The sequence below is a fragment of the Micromonospora sp. R77 genome (assembly GCF_022747945.1).
Taxonomy (GTDB): Bacteria; Actinomycetota; Actinomycetes; order Mycobacteriales; family Micromonosporaceae; genus Micromonospora.
Genome location: NZ_JALDST010000001.1, coordinates 2754951 through 2770884 on the forward strand (window position 1 = coordinate 2754951; position 15934 = coordinate 2770884).

Here is a 15934-nt window from a genome sequence, read left to right on the forward strand (position 1 = left end):
ACAACTCGGTTCGGAGGGGGAACCGCCGCGGCCCGGCACCGCCTTCCTGCCCCCGACGAGCGATCGTACGCCCCCGTCGGACCGTACGGGAGGGGACGCGCGAACGCCCACCCGGGCCGGTGACGACGGTCCGGGATGTGGAAGGACCGCACCACGTGGGGTCGTTCCAGGCCAGGGCGGACTACCATCGAACAACCGGTGTCCGCACACCGCCATGGTCGCCGGCGTCGCGGGTACCACACCGGGCGGCAGCTCCGCCGACACCCGATCGAGGTGATGTCATGACCGGCACGACGCTCGACGACTACACCGACCGGTACGCCCGCCGCGTCCGGGGGATGACCGCCTCCGAGATCCGGGCGCTGTTCGCGGTGGCCAGCCGGCCGGAGGTCGTGTCGCTCGCCGGTGGGGCCCCCTACATCGCCGCGCTCCCGCTGGACGCGGTCGGCGAGATGCTCGGCCGGCTCGGCTCCGAGCACGGCGCCACCACCCTCCAGTACGGCATCGGCCAGGGCACCCTGGAGCTGCGTGAGCGGATCTGCGAGGTGATGTCGCTCTCCGGGATCGACGCGTCCTGCGGCGCCTCCCCGGAGGACGTGGTGGTCACCGTCGGCGGCCAGCAGGCGCTGGACCTGGTGGCCCGGCTCTTCCTCGACCCGGGTGACGTGGTGCTCGCCGAGGGCCCGACCTACGTCGGCGCACTCGGCGTGTTCCAGGCCGCCCAGGCGCAGGTCGTGCACGTGCCGATGGACGACGACGGGCTCGTCCCCGAGGCGCTGGAGGCGGCCATCGCCGACCTCGCCCGGGCGGGCCGGCGGGTGAAGTTCCTCTACACCATCCCGACCTACCAGAACCCGGCCGGCGTGACGCTGAGCGAGGAACGCCGGGAGCGGGTGCTCGACATCTGCGAGCGCGCCGGCCTGCTGGTGGTGGAGGACGACCCGTACGGTCAGCTCGGTTTCGAGGGTGAGGCCCCGAAGCCGCTGCGCGCCCGGCGGCGCGACGGCGTCTTCTACCTGAGCACCTTTTCCAAGACCTTCGCCCCCGGCCTGCGGGTGGGGTGGATCCTCGCGCCGCACGCGGTCCGCGACAAGCTGGTGATCGCCAGCGAGGCGCAGATCCTCTGCCCCAGCGGCTACGCCCAGGCGGCCGTCTCGACCTACCTCGGCACCATGCCGTGGCGGCAGCAGCTGAAGGTCTACCGGGAGGTCTACCGGGAGCGCCGCGACGCGCTGCTCGACGCGATGACCGACCTGATGCCGACCGGCACTACCTGGACCACGCCCGCCGGTGGCCTCTTCGTCTGGGCGACCCTGCCGGACGGCCTCGACTCGAAGGCGATGATGCCCCGCGCCATCGCCGCGCGCGTGGCGTACGTGCCCGGGACCGGCTTCTATGCCGACGGCACCGGCACGGGCAACATGCGGCTCAACTTCTCCTTCCCGTCCCCGGAGCGGATCCGGGAGGGCGTCCGCCGGCTGGCCGGCGTGATGGAGCAGGAGATCGCCATGCGCCGGGTCTTCGGCGCGGTGGGCGGTCCCGGTCCGCGGCGGCGCCAGGGCGGCTCCGACGCGCCCGGACCCGACTTGGCATGATTCCCGCATGGCCGTCAGCTCCACCGCCCGGAATCCCATGACCGACCCTGCCGTCGCCGGCGACCTGCACGTGCTGGTCCTCGCCGGTGGGCTCTCCTACGAGCGGGACGTCTCGCTCCGCTCCGGCCGTCGCGTGCTCGACGCCCTGCGGGCGGTTGGCGTGGAGGCCGAGCTGCGGGACGCGGACGTCGCGCTGCTGCCCGCGCTCGCCGCCGACCCGCCGGACGCGGTGGTGATCGCCCTGCACGGCGCCACCGGCGAGGACGGCTCGCTGCGCGGCGTCCTCGACCTCTGCGACGTGCCCTACGTCGGCTGCGACGCCCGGGCGTCCCGACTCGCCTGGGACAAGCCGTCGGCGAAGGCGGTGCTCCGCGAGGCCGGCATCCCCACCCCGGACTGGGTGGCCCTGCCGCACGACCGGTTCTCGGAGCTCGGCGCGGTGGCGGTGCTGGACCGCATCGTCGACCGCCTCGGCCTGCCGCTGATGGTCAAGCCGGCGCAGGGCGGCTCCGGCCTGGGCGCCGCGGTGGTCCGGGACGCCGGGTCACTCCCGGCCGCGATGGTCGGCTGCTTCGCGTACGACCAGACCGCCCTCGTCGAGCGCTACGTGCCGGGCATGGACGTGGCGGTCTCCGTGGTGGACCTCGGCGACGGCCCGCAGGCGCTCCCGCCGGTCGAGATCGTCCCCCGCAACGGCGTCTACGACTACGCCGCCCGCTACACCGCCGGCCGGACCACCTGGCACGCCCCGGCCCGGCTGGACGACGAGGTGACCGGCCGGGTGGCCGAGGTGGCGCTCGCGGCCCACCGGGCGCTCGGTCTGCGGGACCTTTCCCGGGTGGACCTCATCGTCGACGCGGCCGGGGAGCCACACGTGCTGGAGGTCAACGTCTCCCCGGGTCTGACGGAGACCTCCCTGCTGCCGTTGGCGGTCCAGGCCGCCGGGCTGGACCTCGGCCGGGTTCTCGGCTCGCTGGTCACCCGCGCGGCGGCCCGTCGGCCCTGACCGTTCCTCGGGCCTGACCGTTCCTCGGCCCAGGCCGCTCCTCGGGCCTGACCGTTCCTTGGGCCTGACGGCCCTTTCGGCCCTGGCGGCTCTTTCGACCCTGACAAGTCCCTCGGTTTGACTGGCCCTTGACCCTGATCGGCCCCCGGCCCGGGCCGCTGCTCGGATGGGGGCGGTCAGCTCGGGCGGGGGGCCTTCGCGTGGTCGTCGGTCCCGTCGGTCTCGGTCTCGGTCTCGGGCCCGGTCTCGGTCTCGGTCTCGGTCTCGGTCTCGGTCAGAGGCTCCGGCTCGGGGATCTCCTCGGCCGCTTCGATCACGGACACCGGCTCGTCGTCGACGACGTCGGCATCCGGCGTCGGGGAGGCGGAGAGGCTCGACGGTGCCTGCCACTGAATGCGCGGCGGCTCCGCCAGCGGTCGACCACCGAACTCGGCCAGCCAGGCGGCGACCATGGCGAGGTTCTCTCTCCACTGCGACTCGGAGATGGGCGGCAGGATCGAGTCCCAGAGGGAGAGGAAGGTGCCCCGGAGTTGGAGCCGCCCGTACGGCCGGGCGAGGAACCACATGTGCAGGTGAGCCGAGCCGTCACCCCAGCGGTTGACATGCACCCGGGCCACGCCGTCGAGCGAACGGATCGCGCGCTCGAGTCGTACCGTCATCACGCCGAGCTCGGCGGCGAGCAGGTTCGGCAGGTCTCCGAGATCCAGGTGCGACCGGGATTCGAGGATGAGCACCATCGGCAGGCCGGTCGGCCGGTCCATCGTGCGGACCCGCCATCGTTCACCCACCCAGATGTACGCCTCATCGGGCGCATTGCACGCGGTGCATTCCCGGTCTCCCTCACCCCGGCGGGGCGGTTCGACCGGAACCGGGTCTTCGAGCTTCTTGACGCGGAGGTCGCCCTCGAAGGGGAAGGAGGGCCACAGGGTGAAGTCCGGAACTGAGGGAGGGGTGTCCTGCACGACGCTGACCCTAACCGAGACGGCGACCGCTGTCCCTACCCGAATTCGCTTCGGGTCACCCGAGCCTCCGAGCGGATCGTCCTCCGTTTCAGCCTCGTCCACGAGGTTGTCCACAGGGTGCTGAGATCACCACCACACCGCGTCATCCACAGGTCAGCATGCGTTTTTACGCGGGGTTTCACGTGAAACAGGGGTGGCCTGTGGAAAACCGCTGTGGATAACCGAGGGGTCGTGGCGACCCGTCATCCACAGCCCGTGATCCGTCCCGCCGGACCCTCTTTCCCTAACGAACGAACCCGAGATCGGTACCGCCCAGGACCGAGGTTTCTGGGCCAGTCGGCGCGTACTCCGATTGCGCTCGTTCGGGTCGCCGCGTGAGACCGCGTCACCGGCCGGCATCGTTTCACGTGGAACATGGCCGTTCCTGCGGGGCCGGACCGCACCATCCGGACGCCCGGCCTAACGCGCGTGGGGAACGGTCCGCATCTCGCGGACGAGGCGACCGATGCTTCCCGCGGTCAAGGGCGGCAGCGGCCCTGTGGCAGCTCCGCTCGTCGGCAGCGGCAGTGTTGGCCTTTCCCGAGTGGGTCAGTCGACGCCAAGCGCCCCGATCTGCGGTCGACGGAAACGCCCCCTCTGACGGCATCGCTGGTACAGGCTCGGTCGAGAGCGCGATCGCGGACCGGCGCCGCTTGGGCGCGTTTCACGTGAAACCGGGAACGTCGACAGCACCGCCGATACGCGTTTCACGTGAAACCGAGGAAGCCGGCCCGGGTAGCTGACGCACGAGGCGTCCGAACGCCCTCAGCGGCACGCAGAGAGGCTGCCGTCCGGCGCGGGTGCCGCGGCCAGGCTCACCGCACTCCCGCCGCTGAGAAGCGCCCAGGCGAACACGAGTGCACTGCGACACTGGCACCCGCAGAGCCGAGGACCTTCACCTCGCCGGTGGGCAGGTTGCCGAGCGCCGCTACCGCCCTCGCACCGAGGTGCCGAGGTGCCGAGGTGCCGAGGTGCCGAGGCACCATCTCCGATGACCAATGGATTCGCCAAGTCGCCCGGGCACCGTTCGGAGCAGCCCGGTCCGGCGACCTTCGCGGGACCTCCCGCACAAATGAATCGGCCGCGTGCCCCGGTCAGGGGGACGCGGCCGAAAGCCGGACGGGTGGGTCACTCGCCGGGCTGTTCCTCCTCGGTGACCCCGATGATCCCCACGATCCGCTCCAGGTCGTCGACCGTGGCGAACTCAATGGTGATCTTGCCCTTGCTCCGGCCGATGTCGACCTTCACCCGGGTGTCGAACCGGTCGGAGAGCCGGTCCGCCAGGTCGGTCAGGGCGGGTGCGTGCGGCTTCGAGCGCCGCTTGGCGGCGGGGGTCTTCGCCGGTCCGTCGGCCAGCGCCAACGCCACCAGTTCCTCGGTGGCGCGTACGGAGATGCCCTCGGCGACGATGCGCAGCGCGAGCTGCTCCTGCGCCTCCGCGTCGTCGAGGCTCAGCAGTGCCCGGGCATGGCCGGCGGAGAGCACCCCGGCGGCGACCCGGCGCTGCACCTGAGCCGGGAGGTTCATCAGCCGGATCGTGTTGGAGATCTGGGGCCGGCTCCGGCCGATCCGCCGGGCCAGCTCTTCATGCGTGGCGCCGAACTCCTCGAGCAACTGCTGGTACGCCGCCGCCTCTTCCAACGGGTTCAGGTTGGCCCGGTGGATGTTCTCCAGCAACGCGTCCCGGAGCATCGCGTCGTCCTTGGTGTTCCGGACGATCGCGGGGATGTGCTCCCGGCCGACGGCCTGGGCCGCCCGCCAGCGCCGCTCACCCATGACAAGTTCGTACTTCTCGCCGTCGAGTTGGCGCACGACGATCGGCTGAAGGAAGCCGACCTCCTGGATGGAGGTCTTCAGCTCCTCCAGGGCCTCCTCGTCGAAGACCTGCCGAGGCTGCTTGGGATTCGGCAGGATCGCGTCGACCGGGATCTCGGCGAACTGCGCACCGGGCACCGGACTCAGCTGCGGACCGGTCTCCGCCGCCGGAGGCACGGGGGCCGGGACGGATGGTTCGGGGACGCCGGCCGTCGTCGCCGGGCCGGACGCCTCCGGCTCACCGTTCAGCGGAGCGGCGGGCTCCACCGGCGCGGTCGGGATGAGTGCCCCGAGCCCTCGGCCCAGACCGCCACGGGGACGGTTCTTCATGCGACGCCTCCCAGCGACTTGTCCGCACTACGCATTCCGGCTCACCGGCTCCTTGACGCCGCGCTCCGCGATTTCCTGGGCGGCTTCGAAGTAGCTCGTCGCCCCCCGCGATCCGGGATCGTAGGTCATGACGGACTGCCCGTAGCTGGGTGCCTCGGAGACCCGGACGTTGCGCGGGATGACGGCCTGGAGCACCTTGTCGCCGAAGTGGTTGCGGACGTCCTGCTCGACCGCGTCGGCCAGGCGGGTACGCCGGTCGTACATGGTGAGCAGGATGGTGGAGACCTCGAGCTGCGGGTTGAGGTGCTGGCGAACCAGGTTGATGTTGTTGATCAGCTGGTTGAGTCCTTCCAGCGCGTAGTACTCGCACTGGATCGGGATCAGCACCTCCTGCGCCGCCACGAGCGCGTTGACGGTGAGCAGACCGAGCGAGGGCGGGCAGTCGATGAAGACGTAGTCGAAGTGGCCGGGGTAGGCGGCGATGGCCCGGGCGAGCCGGGACTCCCGGGCGACCACGGAGACGAGTTCGATCTCCGCACCCGCCAGGTCGATGGTGGCCGGTACGCACCACAGGTTCGGGATGCCCTCGACCGCCTGCGCCACCTCCTCCAACGGCACGCTGTCGATCAGGCAGTCGTAGACGTCCGGCACGCCGGTGTGGTGCGGGACGTTGAGCCCGGTGGAGGCGTTGCCCTGTGGGTCGAGGTCCACCACGAGTACCCGGTTGCCGTGCAGGGCCAGCGCCACCGCCAGGTTCACCGTGGTCGTGGTCTTCCCCACGCCGCCCTTCTGGTTCGCGACGCACATGACCCGCGTCCGTTCCGGGCGAGGCATGGTCACTTCGCCACTCGGATTAAGGATCTGCACGGCGCGCATCGCCTCCATAGCCAACGGTGGGTCATCCTCTTCGCGCGTCGGGGTTTCACGTGAAACGTACGTGCTGGGGTCGGGGTCGGCACCGAAGCCGGCGGCTGATGGCGTGTCGCCCGGGAGCACGACGGCAGCGACGTCCGCAACCGAGTGCGGGGACGGCTGCTGGGGCACCACTGCGGCCACGCCGGTGGCGGGTGACTCGAACCGGGCAGCCGCCGCGGCGTTCCCTCGTACGGGCACCGGCCGGGAGGCGGCCACGTTGGCCGGCCGGCCGGTGGTCTCCTGCCCGTCCCGCACCGGCGGCAGATTCGCCGGAACCGACGCGGCCGGCCGGACCCCACCGACCACGGGCGGCTCCCGCCGGACGACAGGATCGCAGTTCTCGGGGCGTACCGAGGGGTCGCGGGAGTCCCCGTTCACCGGCCAGTCCTGGTGCTCGGTTTCACGTGAAACGGGTTCCGCGCCGGAGGGTCGCCCTCCCGGCCCGGTCACCCGTGGGTCGTCGTACCTACCGTCGTCATGCACCTGTCATCCCTGCCCGCTCCGGATGGTCGGTCCGCACCCCGTCAATCGGCCGTACCCGTGCTCGCACCGCACGGCGTACGGCCCGTCGAGAACGGTCGGGGTCGGGTGCCACCCGGCACCGCCGTTCCACACTATCGACGCGCGGTCAGCCTACGGCGGACAGGCGTAGCGGGTCCACGTCGGGTTCTGATCGATCGGCCACCTCGCACCCTTTCCAACGACCGAACCGCCGGCCGGAAAGGCGTTACGCCATCAGCGTTCCCGGCCACGATCCCCACGCTTGCGGCCACCCCGCGACCGCTTCGCCGCGGTCTTCTTACCCGCCGGTCCGACCACCCGCTCCCGCACGACCTCGATGACGGTGGCGGGCGGCTCGATCACGTCGACCCCGCACAGGTGCACCTGCGGCTCACTCCCACCGAGCTTGGCGACCGCCTCGGTGTGCTCCGCTGCCTCCTCGGCGGCGGACGCGCCCTTCAGCGCGATCAACCGTCCCTTCGGCACGACCAGCGGGAGACACCAGGCGGCGAGCCGGTCCAGCGGCGCGACGGCCCGGGCGGTCACCACGTTCCCGCTCAGCGCGGGTCGCTCCCGCGTACCGGTGGCGGCTTCCTCGGCGCGCCCCCGGAACACCCGGACCATCTTCGTCAGGCCGAGTTCCTGCACCGCTTCGATGAGGAAGGAGGTCCGTCGGGCCAGCGGCTCGATCAGGGTGACGGTCAGGTCGGGCCGCGCGATCGCCAGCACCAGGCCGGGCAGCCCGGCGCCGGAACCCACGTCCAGCACGGTGGCACCCTCGGGAATCCGCTCGGCCAGCGCCGCGCAGTTGAGCAGGTGCCGCTCCCAGATCCTGGGGGCCTCACGGGGGCCGATCAGACCGCGGACCACGCCGTCCGTGGCCAGCAGTTCCGCGTACGCGGCGGCCAGGTCGAGCCGGTCGCCGAAGAGGGTACGGGCGGCCTCCGCCAACTCCGGTGGCAGCGTCACCTCCGACGCGGCGGGTGGCCCGACGGGCACCTCCCCGGCCGGCAGGTCAGCGGTGGCCTTGTCGTCGGCCGACGGTTCGTCGACACCGTCCGACGAGGACGCAGCGCGCTCCTCCACCCGAGCGGGCTCGACGGCCGGGCCGGACGACACTCCTGGAGCGACCACCTCCGGGCGATCGGCCGCACCCTCGGCACGCGCCACCCCGGTCCGACCCGGCGGAATCTCGGAACGCGCCGGCTCGGCCTGGCGCGACGAACCCTCCGAGCGGGCCCGCTCAGCCGCACCCGACGGGCCCTCGGAACGCGCCGGACCAGCCGCGCCCGACCGAGCCTCGGCACGGGCCCGCCCGGCTGCGTCCGAGGAGACGTTGGGACCGCTCGTACCGGTCCTGCTGGCCGAGCCGTCGGCGAAGGCGGGACCGACCTCACCGGTGGGGGCGACGCGGCGCGCGGCCTCGGGCTGGGGCGAGGAGAACGCCGCGTCGACGGAGCCCGCCGGCGCGGCCGGGACGGCCCCGTCCGACGGGCTGGACGGCGTACCCGAGAAGGGTGCCTCCGGGGTCGTGGCCGGCGCCGCCGGTGCGGTCGGGGTGTGCTCCGCGTCCTCGGAGAAGAGTGGGGTGGCCGGGTCGCCGCGCTCGGGGCGGACAGGCGACGGCCCGGGCGGCGTGCCACCCGGGCCGGACACGGCACCCGCCGTGCTGTCGTCGTGGGTCACTCGATCAGTCCGCCGGCCGGACGATGATGCGCCGGTTGGGCTCGACGCCCTCGGACTCGCTCTCCACGCCGCTCATCGCGTTGACGACGTCGTGGACGCACTTACGCTCGAACGCGTTCATCGGCTCCAGGCGCACGGCCTCACCGTGCTCCTTGACCTTCTCGACGGCGTTCTTGGCGACCGCGGCGAGTTCCTTGCGGCGGTTGGCCCGGTAGCCACCGACGTCGAGCAGCAGGCGGCTCGGCGAACCGGTCTGCCGGAACACGGCGAGCCGGGCCAGCTCCTGGAGCGCCTCCAGGGTGGCACCGCGCTGACCGACCAGGTTCTGCAGGCCGGCACCGACCACCTCGACGACCGGGCGGCCACCGGCGACCAGCTCGTCGATGTCACCGTCGTAGTCGAGGATGTCGAGCAGACCCTCGACGTAGTCGGCGGCGATCTCGCTCTGCTGGAAGAGGTCGCTCTCGGCCGGGGACTTCTTCTCCCGGGTGCCCGCCTCCACCTCGTCGGCGTCCTCGGTCACGGCGGCCGGCGTGGTCTCCTCGTCCAGGGACTGCTCGGCGCTGGGGATGCTGGTGTCGGTCACGGTCTCTTCTCCGTACTCGCTCGGCCGGACCGTCGGGTCCGCTGGTCTCCCGGGGCCGGCAGGAGGTCCGGCCGGTGCCCACGGGCACGTCTGTACGGGCCAGTCTCGCCCGTGACCGCGCTGCGCGCGGCGGTTCCGGACCGGCGCCGACCGTACGGTGGCTGCGCGGTGCCGGAGCCGGGCCGCCGCCGAGCTGGCAGCGGCCCGCAGGGGTTCAGCCCTGACGCTTGGCGGGCCGGCTCTTCTTCGGGTTCATCGGCTTCGCGCCCGGCTTCGGACCGGCCACCTTCGGGGCGGCCGGCTTGGCGGCGGGCACCTGCGCGGCGGGCTTACGACCGAGCAGGCCACCGGTCTTGGCGGGCTGCGCTCCGGCGCGGGCCCCGGCGCCGGTCTTGGCGGTCACCAGCGGCGGGAACTTGCGCAGCACCCACTGCTGCTGGCCGAGGGTGAAGAGGTTGTTGGTGACCCAGTAGATGATCACACCGATCGGGAAGATCGAGCCGGAGACCAGCAGCGAGACCGGGATGCCGTAGAGCATCAGCCGCTGGACCATCCGCTGCTGCGGGTCCTCTGCCCAGCCGGTCTTGAGGATCATCTGCCGGCTGGTCAGGTACGTCGTGGCAATCATGATCGCGACCAGGATGCCGGCCACGATCTTGACGGTGTGCCCGCTGGCGCCCAGCCGGGCCAGCTCGTCGGCGGTGGAGCCGAACTTGCCGGCGATCGGGGCGGTGAAGAGCTTGGCGTTCGCGGCGCTGTTGAACTGCTCGACGGTCCAGCCGTAGAGGGTCTTTCCGGCCTCGCTCTTGTCCGGGCTGAGCCGCCGCAGCGTGTGGAAGAGGCCGAGGAAGACCGGAATCTGGAGGAACATCGGAAGGCAGCCCATCAGCGGGTTGGCCTTTTCCTTCCGGTAGAGCTCCATCATCTCCTTCTGGAGCGTCTCCCGGTCACCCTTGTGCTTCTCCTGGAGCTCCTTGACCTTCGGCTGGAGCGCCTGCATGGCCCGCTGCGACTTGATCTGCTTCACGAAGACCGGGAACAGGATCACCCGGACCGTGACCACCAGGAAGATGATGGCCAGGATCCAGGACCAGTTCGTCCCGATCACCGCGTCGACCGGCACCCCGATGGCGTTCCAGGCCGAGTGCCAGGTCAGCAGGATCCACGAGATCGCGTAGTAGACCCAGTCAAGACTGAACAATTCTCAGGCTCCAGTCACATCGGCACGGCGGTGACCGCCCGGCTCCGGCACCGGGTCGTGTCCACCTGGGTGAAAGGGGTGGCAGCGCGACAGCCGTCGGACCGTCAGCCAGGCTCCCCGGAGCGCGCCGTGCCGCGACAGCGCCTCGACGGCGTACGCACTGCACGACGGGTAGAACCGACAGCGGGCCGGCAGCGCCGGGCTTATCCACCGACGGTACGCGATGACGGGGGCGATCAGCACTCGGGCACCGATAGAGCCCCGCCGCGGCGCGGCGCTCGTGCCGCTCACCGCGACCGCCGGTCCCGAGCCGTCCGCGCGGCGGCGAGAGCGGCGTCCAGGTCGGCCCCGAGTCGGGCGTACGACGCCTCGGCGGCCGGCGGCAGCGCGCGTACGACGAGGGTGCTGCCGGCGGGGAGCCCGGGCAGCCGCTCGCGGACCAGGTGCCGCAGCCGACGGCGGACCGTGTTCCGGACCACCGCGTTGCCGACTGCCTTGGACACGACGAAGCCGGCGCGGGTCGGCACGGATGTCTCCGCACCGACGTTCCGCGCCGGCTCCGGCGAGGTTGTCGCGGCAGCTCCGGTCGTGGCTCGGGGAAGGGTCAGGTGGACCACGACGGCGCCTCGGCCGACGCGTCGCCCACCGCGGACCGCTGCGGCGAAGTCGTTACTGCGCCGCAGTCGCTGTGCGGCGGCCAGCACGACTGCCCACGTCCCCGGACCGGACCGATCGGCCTCAGGCCGACAGGCGGGCGCGGCCCTTGGCGCGACGGGTCGAAAGGATGGCGCGGCCGGCACGGGTGCGCATGCGCAGCCGGAAGCCGTGGGTCTTCGCGCGCCGGCGGTTGTTCGGCTGGTAGGTGCGCTTGCTCACGTCAGGCTCTCCGTTTTCGTACGCGCCCCGCGCGACGGGATCGCCGGGGTCGTGTGGTGGTCCAGGCCACCTCTGCGGTGGCCCCGATCGGTGCTGCCCGGGCGGTGCGGGACCTCGACGGCGCGAGGAGACGACCGCGGACAGCAAGCACCCATCACCCTAGCAGAGGGCGAGAGAGCAGCCGCTCCAGCCTACGCAGGGGGGCAACGACCGTCAAACATCACACTCGGGCCCCGGCCAGCGGCGCAGCACGACCGAAGGGGCGGTTTTCGCTGATGTTGACAAGGGCACTACCGCGTCGACGGTTGATGGCGTGGGGTCCACGCTGTTAGCGTGCCCGATTGCGGTCAGCGTCGGTACTCCGGGTTGTCGCTGACAGGCAAGACCGGACCAGGTAGTGAATCGTTCGGCACGGTGAACCCGCTTCAGCGCCTCTCGCGAACCAGGGGGGCAGGTCCGACCCGCGTCCGGTGGGCGGCCACAATCGGTCGGTACACACAGGCTGTGGATAACTTGTGGACGACGACCGGTCGGCCGTCCGGGAGGGTGTGACGTACACCCCATCGGGACGCGGTGGACGGGCCGGGACGGCCGGTGGGCAGCAGCGGCGGTCGGAGCAGAGGCGAGGGGGTGGCACGACGGTGACCGGAGCGACCGACCTTGCCGCGGTGTGGACGGCGACCACGGACGAACTCGCCGACGAGATCATCTCCGCGCAACAACGGGCGTACCTGCGGCTGACCCGGCTGCGCGCGATCGTGGAGGACACCGCGCTGCTCTCCGTCCCCGACGCGTTCACCCGGGACGTGATCGAGTCGCGGCTGCGGCCCGCGATCACCGAGGCGCTCAGCCGTCGGTTCGGTCGTGCGATCCAGGTCGCCGTCACCGTCCGGGTCGCCGAGGACCCCGCCGGCCGCCCCGCCGGCACCGTCTACCGCAGCGCCCCCGAGGCCGCGCCCGCCGACCTCGACGGCCAGCCGGACCTGCTCCCCGGCTTCGACCCGTCCGGACCCGCCCCCGACTACTCCGACCGCCGCTTCCCCGACGAGTCGGGCTACCCGGCCGAGTCCAGCTACCGGGACGAGCGCGGCGAGCCGGCGGCCGAGGAGACCGCACCCCGCCAGCGCGCGGCGGTCGACGGCGGCAGGTCGCACCTGATCCCCACCAGCCGTGACGGTCAGGACACCCTCTTCGGCACCGCCTTCGCCGAGCCGGCGCGGACCGCCCGGCCACCGGCACCGCCCGAGCGCCGCGGCTTCGACGAGCGCGCCCGGGTCGAGCAGCCCTCCGCCGACCCACGAGGCTACGAGCCGCGCTACCGGGAGGATCCCGGGCCACGGGACCAGCAGCCGATGCGGGGCCTGCCCCGGGACGGCGGCACCGACAGCGGTCCGGGTCGCAGCGGCTCGGACCACCGGCCGGGCGGCCGCGACGACCGGCGGCTCCCCGGGGGTACGGAGAGCGGCGGGAACCGGCTCAACCCCAAGTACATGTTCGAGACGTTCGTCATCGGCTCGTCCAACCGGTTCGCGCACGCGGCGAGCGTCGCGGTGGCCGAGTCGCCGGCGAAGGCGTACAACCCGCTGTTCATCTACGGGCACTCGGGGCTGGGCAAGACCCACCTGCTGCACGCCATCGGGCACTACGCCACGACGCTGGGCAACGCCCGCTCGGTCCGGTACGTCTCGACCGAGGAGTTCACCAACGACTTCATCAACTCGCTCCGGGACGACAAGACCAGCGCGTTCCAGCGGCGCTACCGCGACGTCGACATCCTGCTGATCGACGACATCCAGTTCCTGGAGAACCGCGAGCGCACCCAGGAGGAGTTCTTCCACACCTTCAACACCCTGCACAACGCCAACAAGCAGATCGTGATCACCTCCGACCGGTCGCCACGCCAACTGGCCACCCTGGAGGACCGGATGCGGACCCGGTTCGAGTGGGGGCTGCTGGCCGACATCCAGCCGCCGGACCTGGAGACCCGGATCGCGATCCTGCAGAAGAAGGCGGCGCAGGAGCGGATGTACGCCCCGCCGGACGTGCTGGAGTTCATCGCCTCCCGGGTGTCGAACTCGATCCGCGAGCTGGAGGGGGCGCTGATCCGGGTCACCGCGTTCGCCAGCCTCACCCGCTCGAGCGTCGAGCTGTCGCTGGCCGAGGAGGTGCTGCGGGACTTCATGCCCGACGGCGCCGGCCCGGAGATCAACGCCGACCAGATCATGGCGTCGACCGCCGACTACTTCGGGGTGAGCCTGGAGGACCTGCGCGGTCAGTCCCGCTCCCGGGTGCTGGTCAACGCCCGCCAGGTCGCCATGTACCTGTGTCGGGAGCTGACCGAGCTGTCCCTGCCCCGGATCGGGCAGGCCTTCGGCGGCCGGGACCACACCACCGTCATGCACGCGGACCGGAAGATCCGGCAGCAGATGGCCGAGCGGCGCTCGCTCTACAACCAGATCGCCGAGCTGACCAACCGGATCAAGCAGAACACCTGAGTCGTACGACACGTCGTCGCCCGGTCGGGATCTCCCGACCGGGCTTTTTGGTGTCCTCCGGAGGCCCGGGAGTTGACCCTCGACCGGGTCGAGGCCCCAGCATCGGTGTCATGTTCGTCCACAGCACGACCCGGTTGTCCACATCCCCTGTTCCACAACGGTGGATAACCACGCTCCGCACAAGACCGGTTACCCACAGACTGTGGACAACTCCTGGGGACGAGGCTGTGGACGCCTGGGGACAACGTCACGGTTGTCCACCGAAGACGGTGTCCCTGTGGGCGAGCTGTTGAAGGTTCTGGGGACAACGTCGACCGGGGCCGGCGCGTTCGTCCACAGCGTTGGGGAGAAACCCGGTGGATTACCGGTGGACAACCGGTGGACAACTGTGGGAAACCTGGGGACCGCCGCCGCCTGTGGATCGGGCCACGGGTTTTACCCCTGGTTCTCCACAGCCAAACCACCGGTGGATAACCTGTCTGACCTGCGCAGACGCTAGTTCTCCACAGTTTGCACAGGTGCGATGAAGACGATGAGTTATCTCTTCTAAAGAATCAAAAACCAATCATCACCGTTGGACTTCCTGTGGATCGGGCCGGAGCGCTGCCGTCGGCAGTCACCCCGGCACCTGGATCCACGGGGTCGGGCGCACAGCCGATGCCCGCGCGCCCTAAGGTGCGATGGGTACCCGCACGGTCGGGCGGGACGGCAGGCAGCGGTCGGCATGAGAGAGTTGTCGCTGACGTCGACGCGGAGGCATTGATGAAGTTCCGAGTGGAGCGCGACGCGCTCGCCGAGGCGGTCGCGTGGACCGCCAAGAGCCTGCCCAGCCGGCCTTCCGTACCGGTGCTCGCCGGGGTGATGCTCCGGGTCACCGACGGCAACCTCCAGGTCTCCGGCTTCGACTACGAGGTCTCCAGCCAGGTCACCGTCGAGGTGCAGGGTGACGCCGACGGCGCCGCGCTCGTCTCCGGCCGCCTGCTCGCCGAGATCACCAAGGCCCTGCCGGCCAAGCCGGTGGACATCGCCGCCGTCGGCGCCCACCTCGAACTGGTCTGCGGCAGCGCCCGGTTCACCCTGCCCACGATGCCGGTCGAGGACTACCCCAGCCTCCCGGAGATGCCGGAGAGCGCCGGCACCGTCGACGCGGCCGCCTTCGCCGCCGCCGTCGCCCAGGTCGCCGTGGCCGCCGGCCGGGACGAGACCCTGCCGATGATGACCGGCGTCCGGATCGAGCTCACCGGCACCACCCTCGCCATGCTCGCCACCGACCGCTACCGCCTCGCGCTGCGCGAGATGGAGTGGCGCCCGGACGACCCCGACGTCAGCATCAACGCCCTGGTGCCGGCGCGTACCCTGCACGACACCGCGAAGGCGCTCGGTCCGCTCGGCGGCCAGGTCACCATGGCCCTGTCGCAGGGCGGCGCGGGCGAGGGCATGATCGGCTTCGCCGGTGGCACCCGCCGGACCACCAGCCGGCTGCTCGACGGCGCCAACTACCCGCCGGTGCGGTCCCTCTTCCCGGCCACCCACAACGCCGAGGCCCGGGTCCCGGTCAGCACACTGATCGAGGTGGTCAAGCGCGTCGCGCTGGTCGCCGAGCGGACCACGCCGGTGCTGCTCAGCTTCAGCGCTGACGGCCTGGTCGTCGAGGCCGGTGGCACCGAGGAGGCCCGGGCCAGCGAGGCCATGGAGGCCACCTTCACCGGTGACCCGCTGACCATCGGCTTCAACCCGCAATACCTCATCGACGGCCTGAACAACCTGGGCGCGCAGTACGCCCAGCTGGCGTTCGTCGACGCGTTCAAGCCGGCGGTGATTTCTCCCGCGGGTGAGGATGGCGAGGTCATCCCGGGGTACCGATACCTCATCATGCCGATCCGCGTGTCCCGCTGATCGCACCGGAGAAGACCCGACGCACGGAGGT

General features: G+C 71.4%; 12 protein-coding genes and 1 pseudogene. 4 read left to right on the plus strand and 9 right to left on the minus strand.

Going from position 1 to position 15934, the window contains the following annotated elements; genetic code table 11:
• Positions 1-281 precede the first annotated feature (281 nt).
• Together MRQ36_RS12735 and MRQ36_RS12740 are read left to right on the plus strand one after the other, a co-directional pair.
• Positions 282-1595 (plus strand): PLP-dependent aminotransferase family protein, encoded by a 1314-nt coding sequence (locus MRQ36_RS12735; protein ID WP_242795310.1) that lies wholly within the window; start codon positions 282-284, stop codon positions 1593-1595.
• Positions 1596-1632: 37 nt separating this feature from the next.
• Positions 1633-2601 carry a D-alanine--D-alanine ligase gene (locus tag MRQ36_RS12740; protein ID WP_242801061.1) on the plus strand — a complete coding sequence of 323 codons (969 nt, stop codon included), beginning with the start codon at positions 1633-1635 and terminating at the stop codon, positions 2599-2601.
• 191 nt (positions 2602-2792) lie between these two features.
• Here MRQ36_RS12740 and MRQ36_RS12745 read toward each other — a convergent pair.
• From MRQ36_RS12745 to rpmH, 9 genes and pseudogenes are all read right to left on the minus strand, one after another.
• Positions 2793-3563: pseudogene (locus MRQ36_RS12745) on the minus strand (hypothetical protein); the annotation flags it as partial.
• Positions 3564-4730: 1167 nt separating this feature from the next.
• The gene (locus MRQ36_RS12750; protein WP_242795312.1) at positions 4731-5747 is read right to left on the minus strand and encodes a ParB/RepB/Spo0J family partition protein; all 1017 of its coding nucleotides are present in this window, start codon (positions 5745-5747) and stop codon (positions 4731-4733) included.
• A 27-nt stretch (positions 5748-5774) separates the two neighbouring features.
• Positions 5775-7145 (minus strand): AAA family ATPase, encoded by a 1371-nt coding sequence (locus tag MRQ36_RS12755; RefSeq protein WP_308194800.1) that lies wholly within the window; start codon positions 7143-7145, stop codon positions 5775-5777.
• A gap of 252 nt (positions 7146-7397) precedes the next feature.
• Entirely contained in the window at positions 7398-8177 is a 780-nt protein-coding gene (rsmG, locus tag MRQ36_RS12760) for a 16S rRNA (guanine(527)-N(7))-methyltransferase RsmG (RefSeq protein ID WP_278188179.1), read from the minus strand.
• Between the two features lie 676 nt (positions 8178-8853).
• On the minus strand, positions 8854-9435 hold the full coding sequence (locus MRQ36_RS12765) for a R3H domain-containing nucleic acid-binding protein (RefSeq protein ID WP_242795315.1): 582 nt from the start codon (positions 9433-9435) through the stop codon (positions 8854-8856).
• A gap of 214 nt (positions 9436-9649) precedes the next feature.
• On the minus strand, positions 9650-10636 hold the full coding sequence (yidC, locus tag MRQ36_RS12770) for a membrane protein insertase YidC (protein WP_242795318.1): 987 nt from the start codon (positions 10634-10636) through the stop codon (positions 9650-9652).
• Between the two features lie 3 nt (positions 10637-10639).
• Positions 10640-10879 (minus strand): membrane protein insertion efficiency factor YidD, encoded by a 240-nt coding sequence (gene yidD / locus MRQ36_RS12775; RefSeq protein ID WP_242795321.1) that lies wholly within the window; start codon positions 10877-10879, stop codon positions 10640-10642.
• A gap of 44 nt (positions 10880-10923) precedes the next feature.
• Entirely contained in the window at positions 10924-11340 is a 417-nt protein-coding gene (gene rnpA / locus MRQ36_RS12780; RefSeq protein WP_242795324.1) for a ribonuclease P protein component, read from the minus strand.
• Between the two features lie 34 nt (positions 11341-11374).
• Entirely contained in the window at positions 11375-11512 is a 138-nt protein-coding gene (rpmH, locus tag MRQ36_RS12785) for a 50S ribosomal protein L34 (protein ID WP_007073824.1), read from the minus strand.
• Positions 11513-12180: 668 nt separating this feature from the next.
• Here rpmH and dnaA point away from each other — a divergent pair.
• The gene (dnaA, locus tag MRQ36_RS12790) at positions 12181-14007 is read left to right on the plus strand and encodes a chromosomal replication initiator protein DnaA (RefSeq protein WP_374251120.1); all 1827 of its coding nucleotides are present in this window, start codon (positions 12181-12183) and stop codon (positions 14005-14007) included.
• A 762-nt stretch (positions 14008-14769) separates the two neighbouring features.
• Positions 14770-15903, plus strand: a complete 1134-nt coding sequence (dnaN, locus tag MRQ36_RS12795; protein WP_242795329.1) for a DNA polymerase III subunit beta — start codon at positions 14770-14772, stop codon at positions 15901-15903.
• Positions 15904-15934 lie beyond the last annotated feature (31 nt).

Coding starts and splice junctions, on each gene's coding strand:
- MRQ36_RS12735 (WP_242795310.1), top strand. CDS start 282: ATGACCGGCACGACGCTCGACGACTACACCGACCGGTACGCCCGCCGC.
- MRQ36_RS12740 (WP_242801061.1), top strand. CDS start 1,633: ATGACCGACCCTGCCGTCGCCGGCGACCTGCACGTGCTGGTCCTCGCC.
- MRQ36_RS12750 (WP_242795312.1), bottom strand. CDS start 5,747: ATGAAGAACCGTCCCCGTGGCGGTCTGGGCCGAGGGCTCGGGGCACTC.
- dnaN (WP_242795329.1), top strand. CDS start 14,770: ATGAAGTTCCGAGTGGAGCGCGACGCGCTCGCCGAGGCGGTCGCGTGG.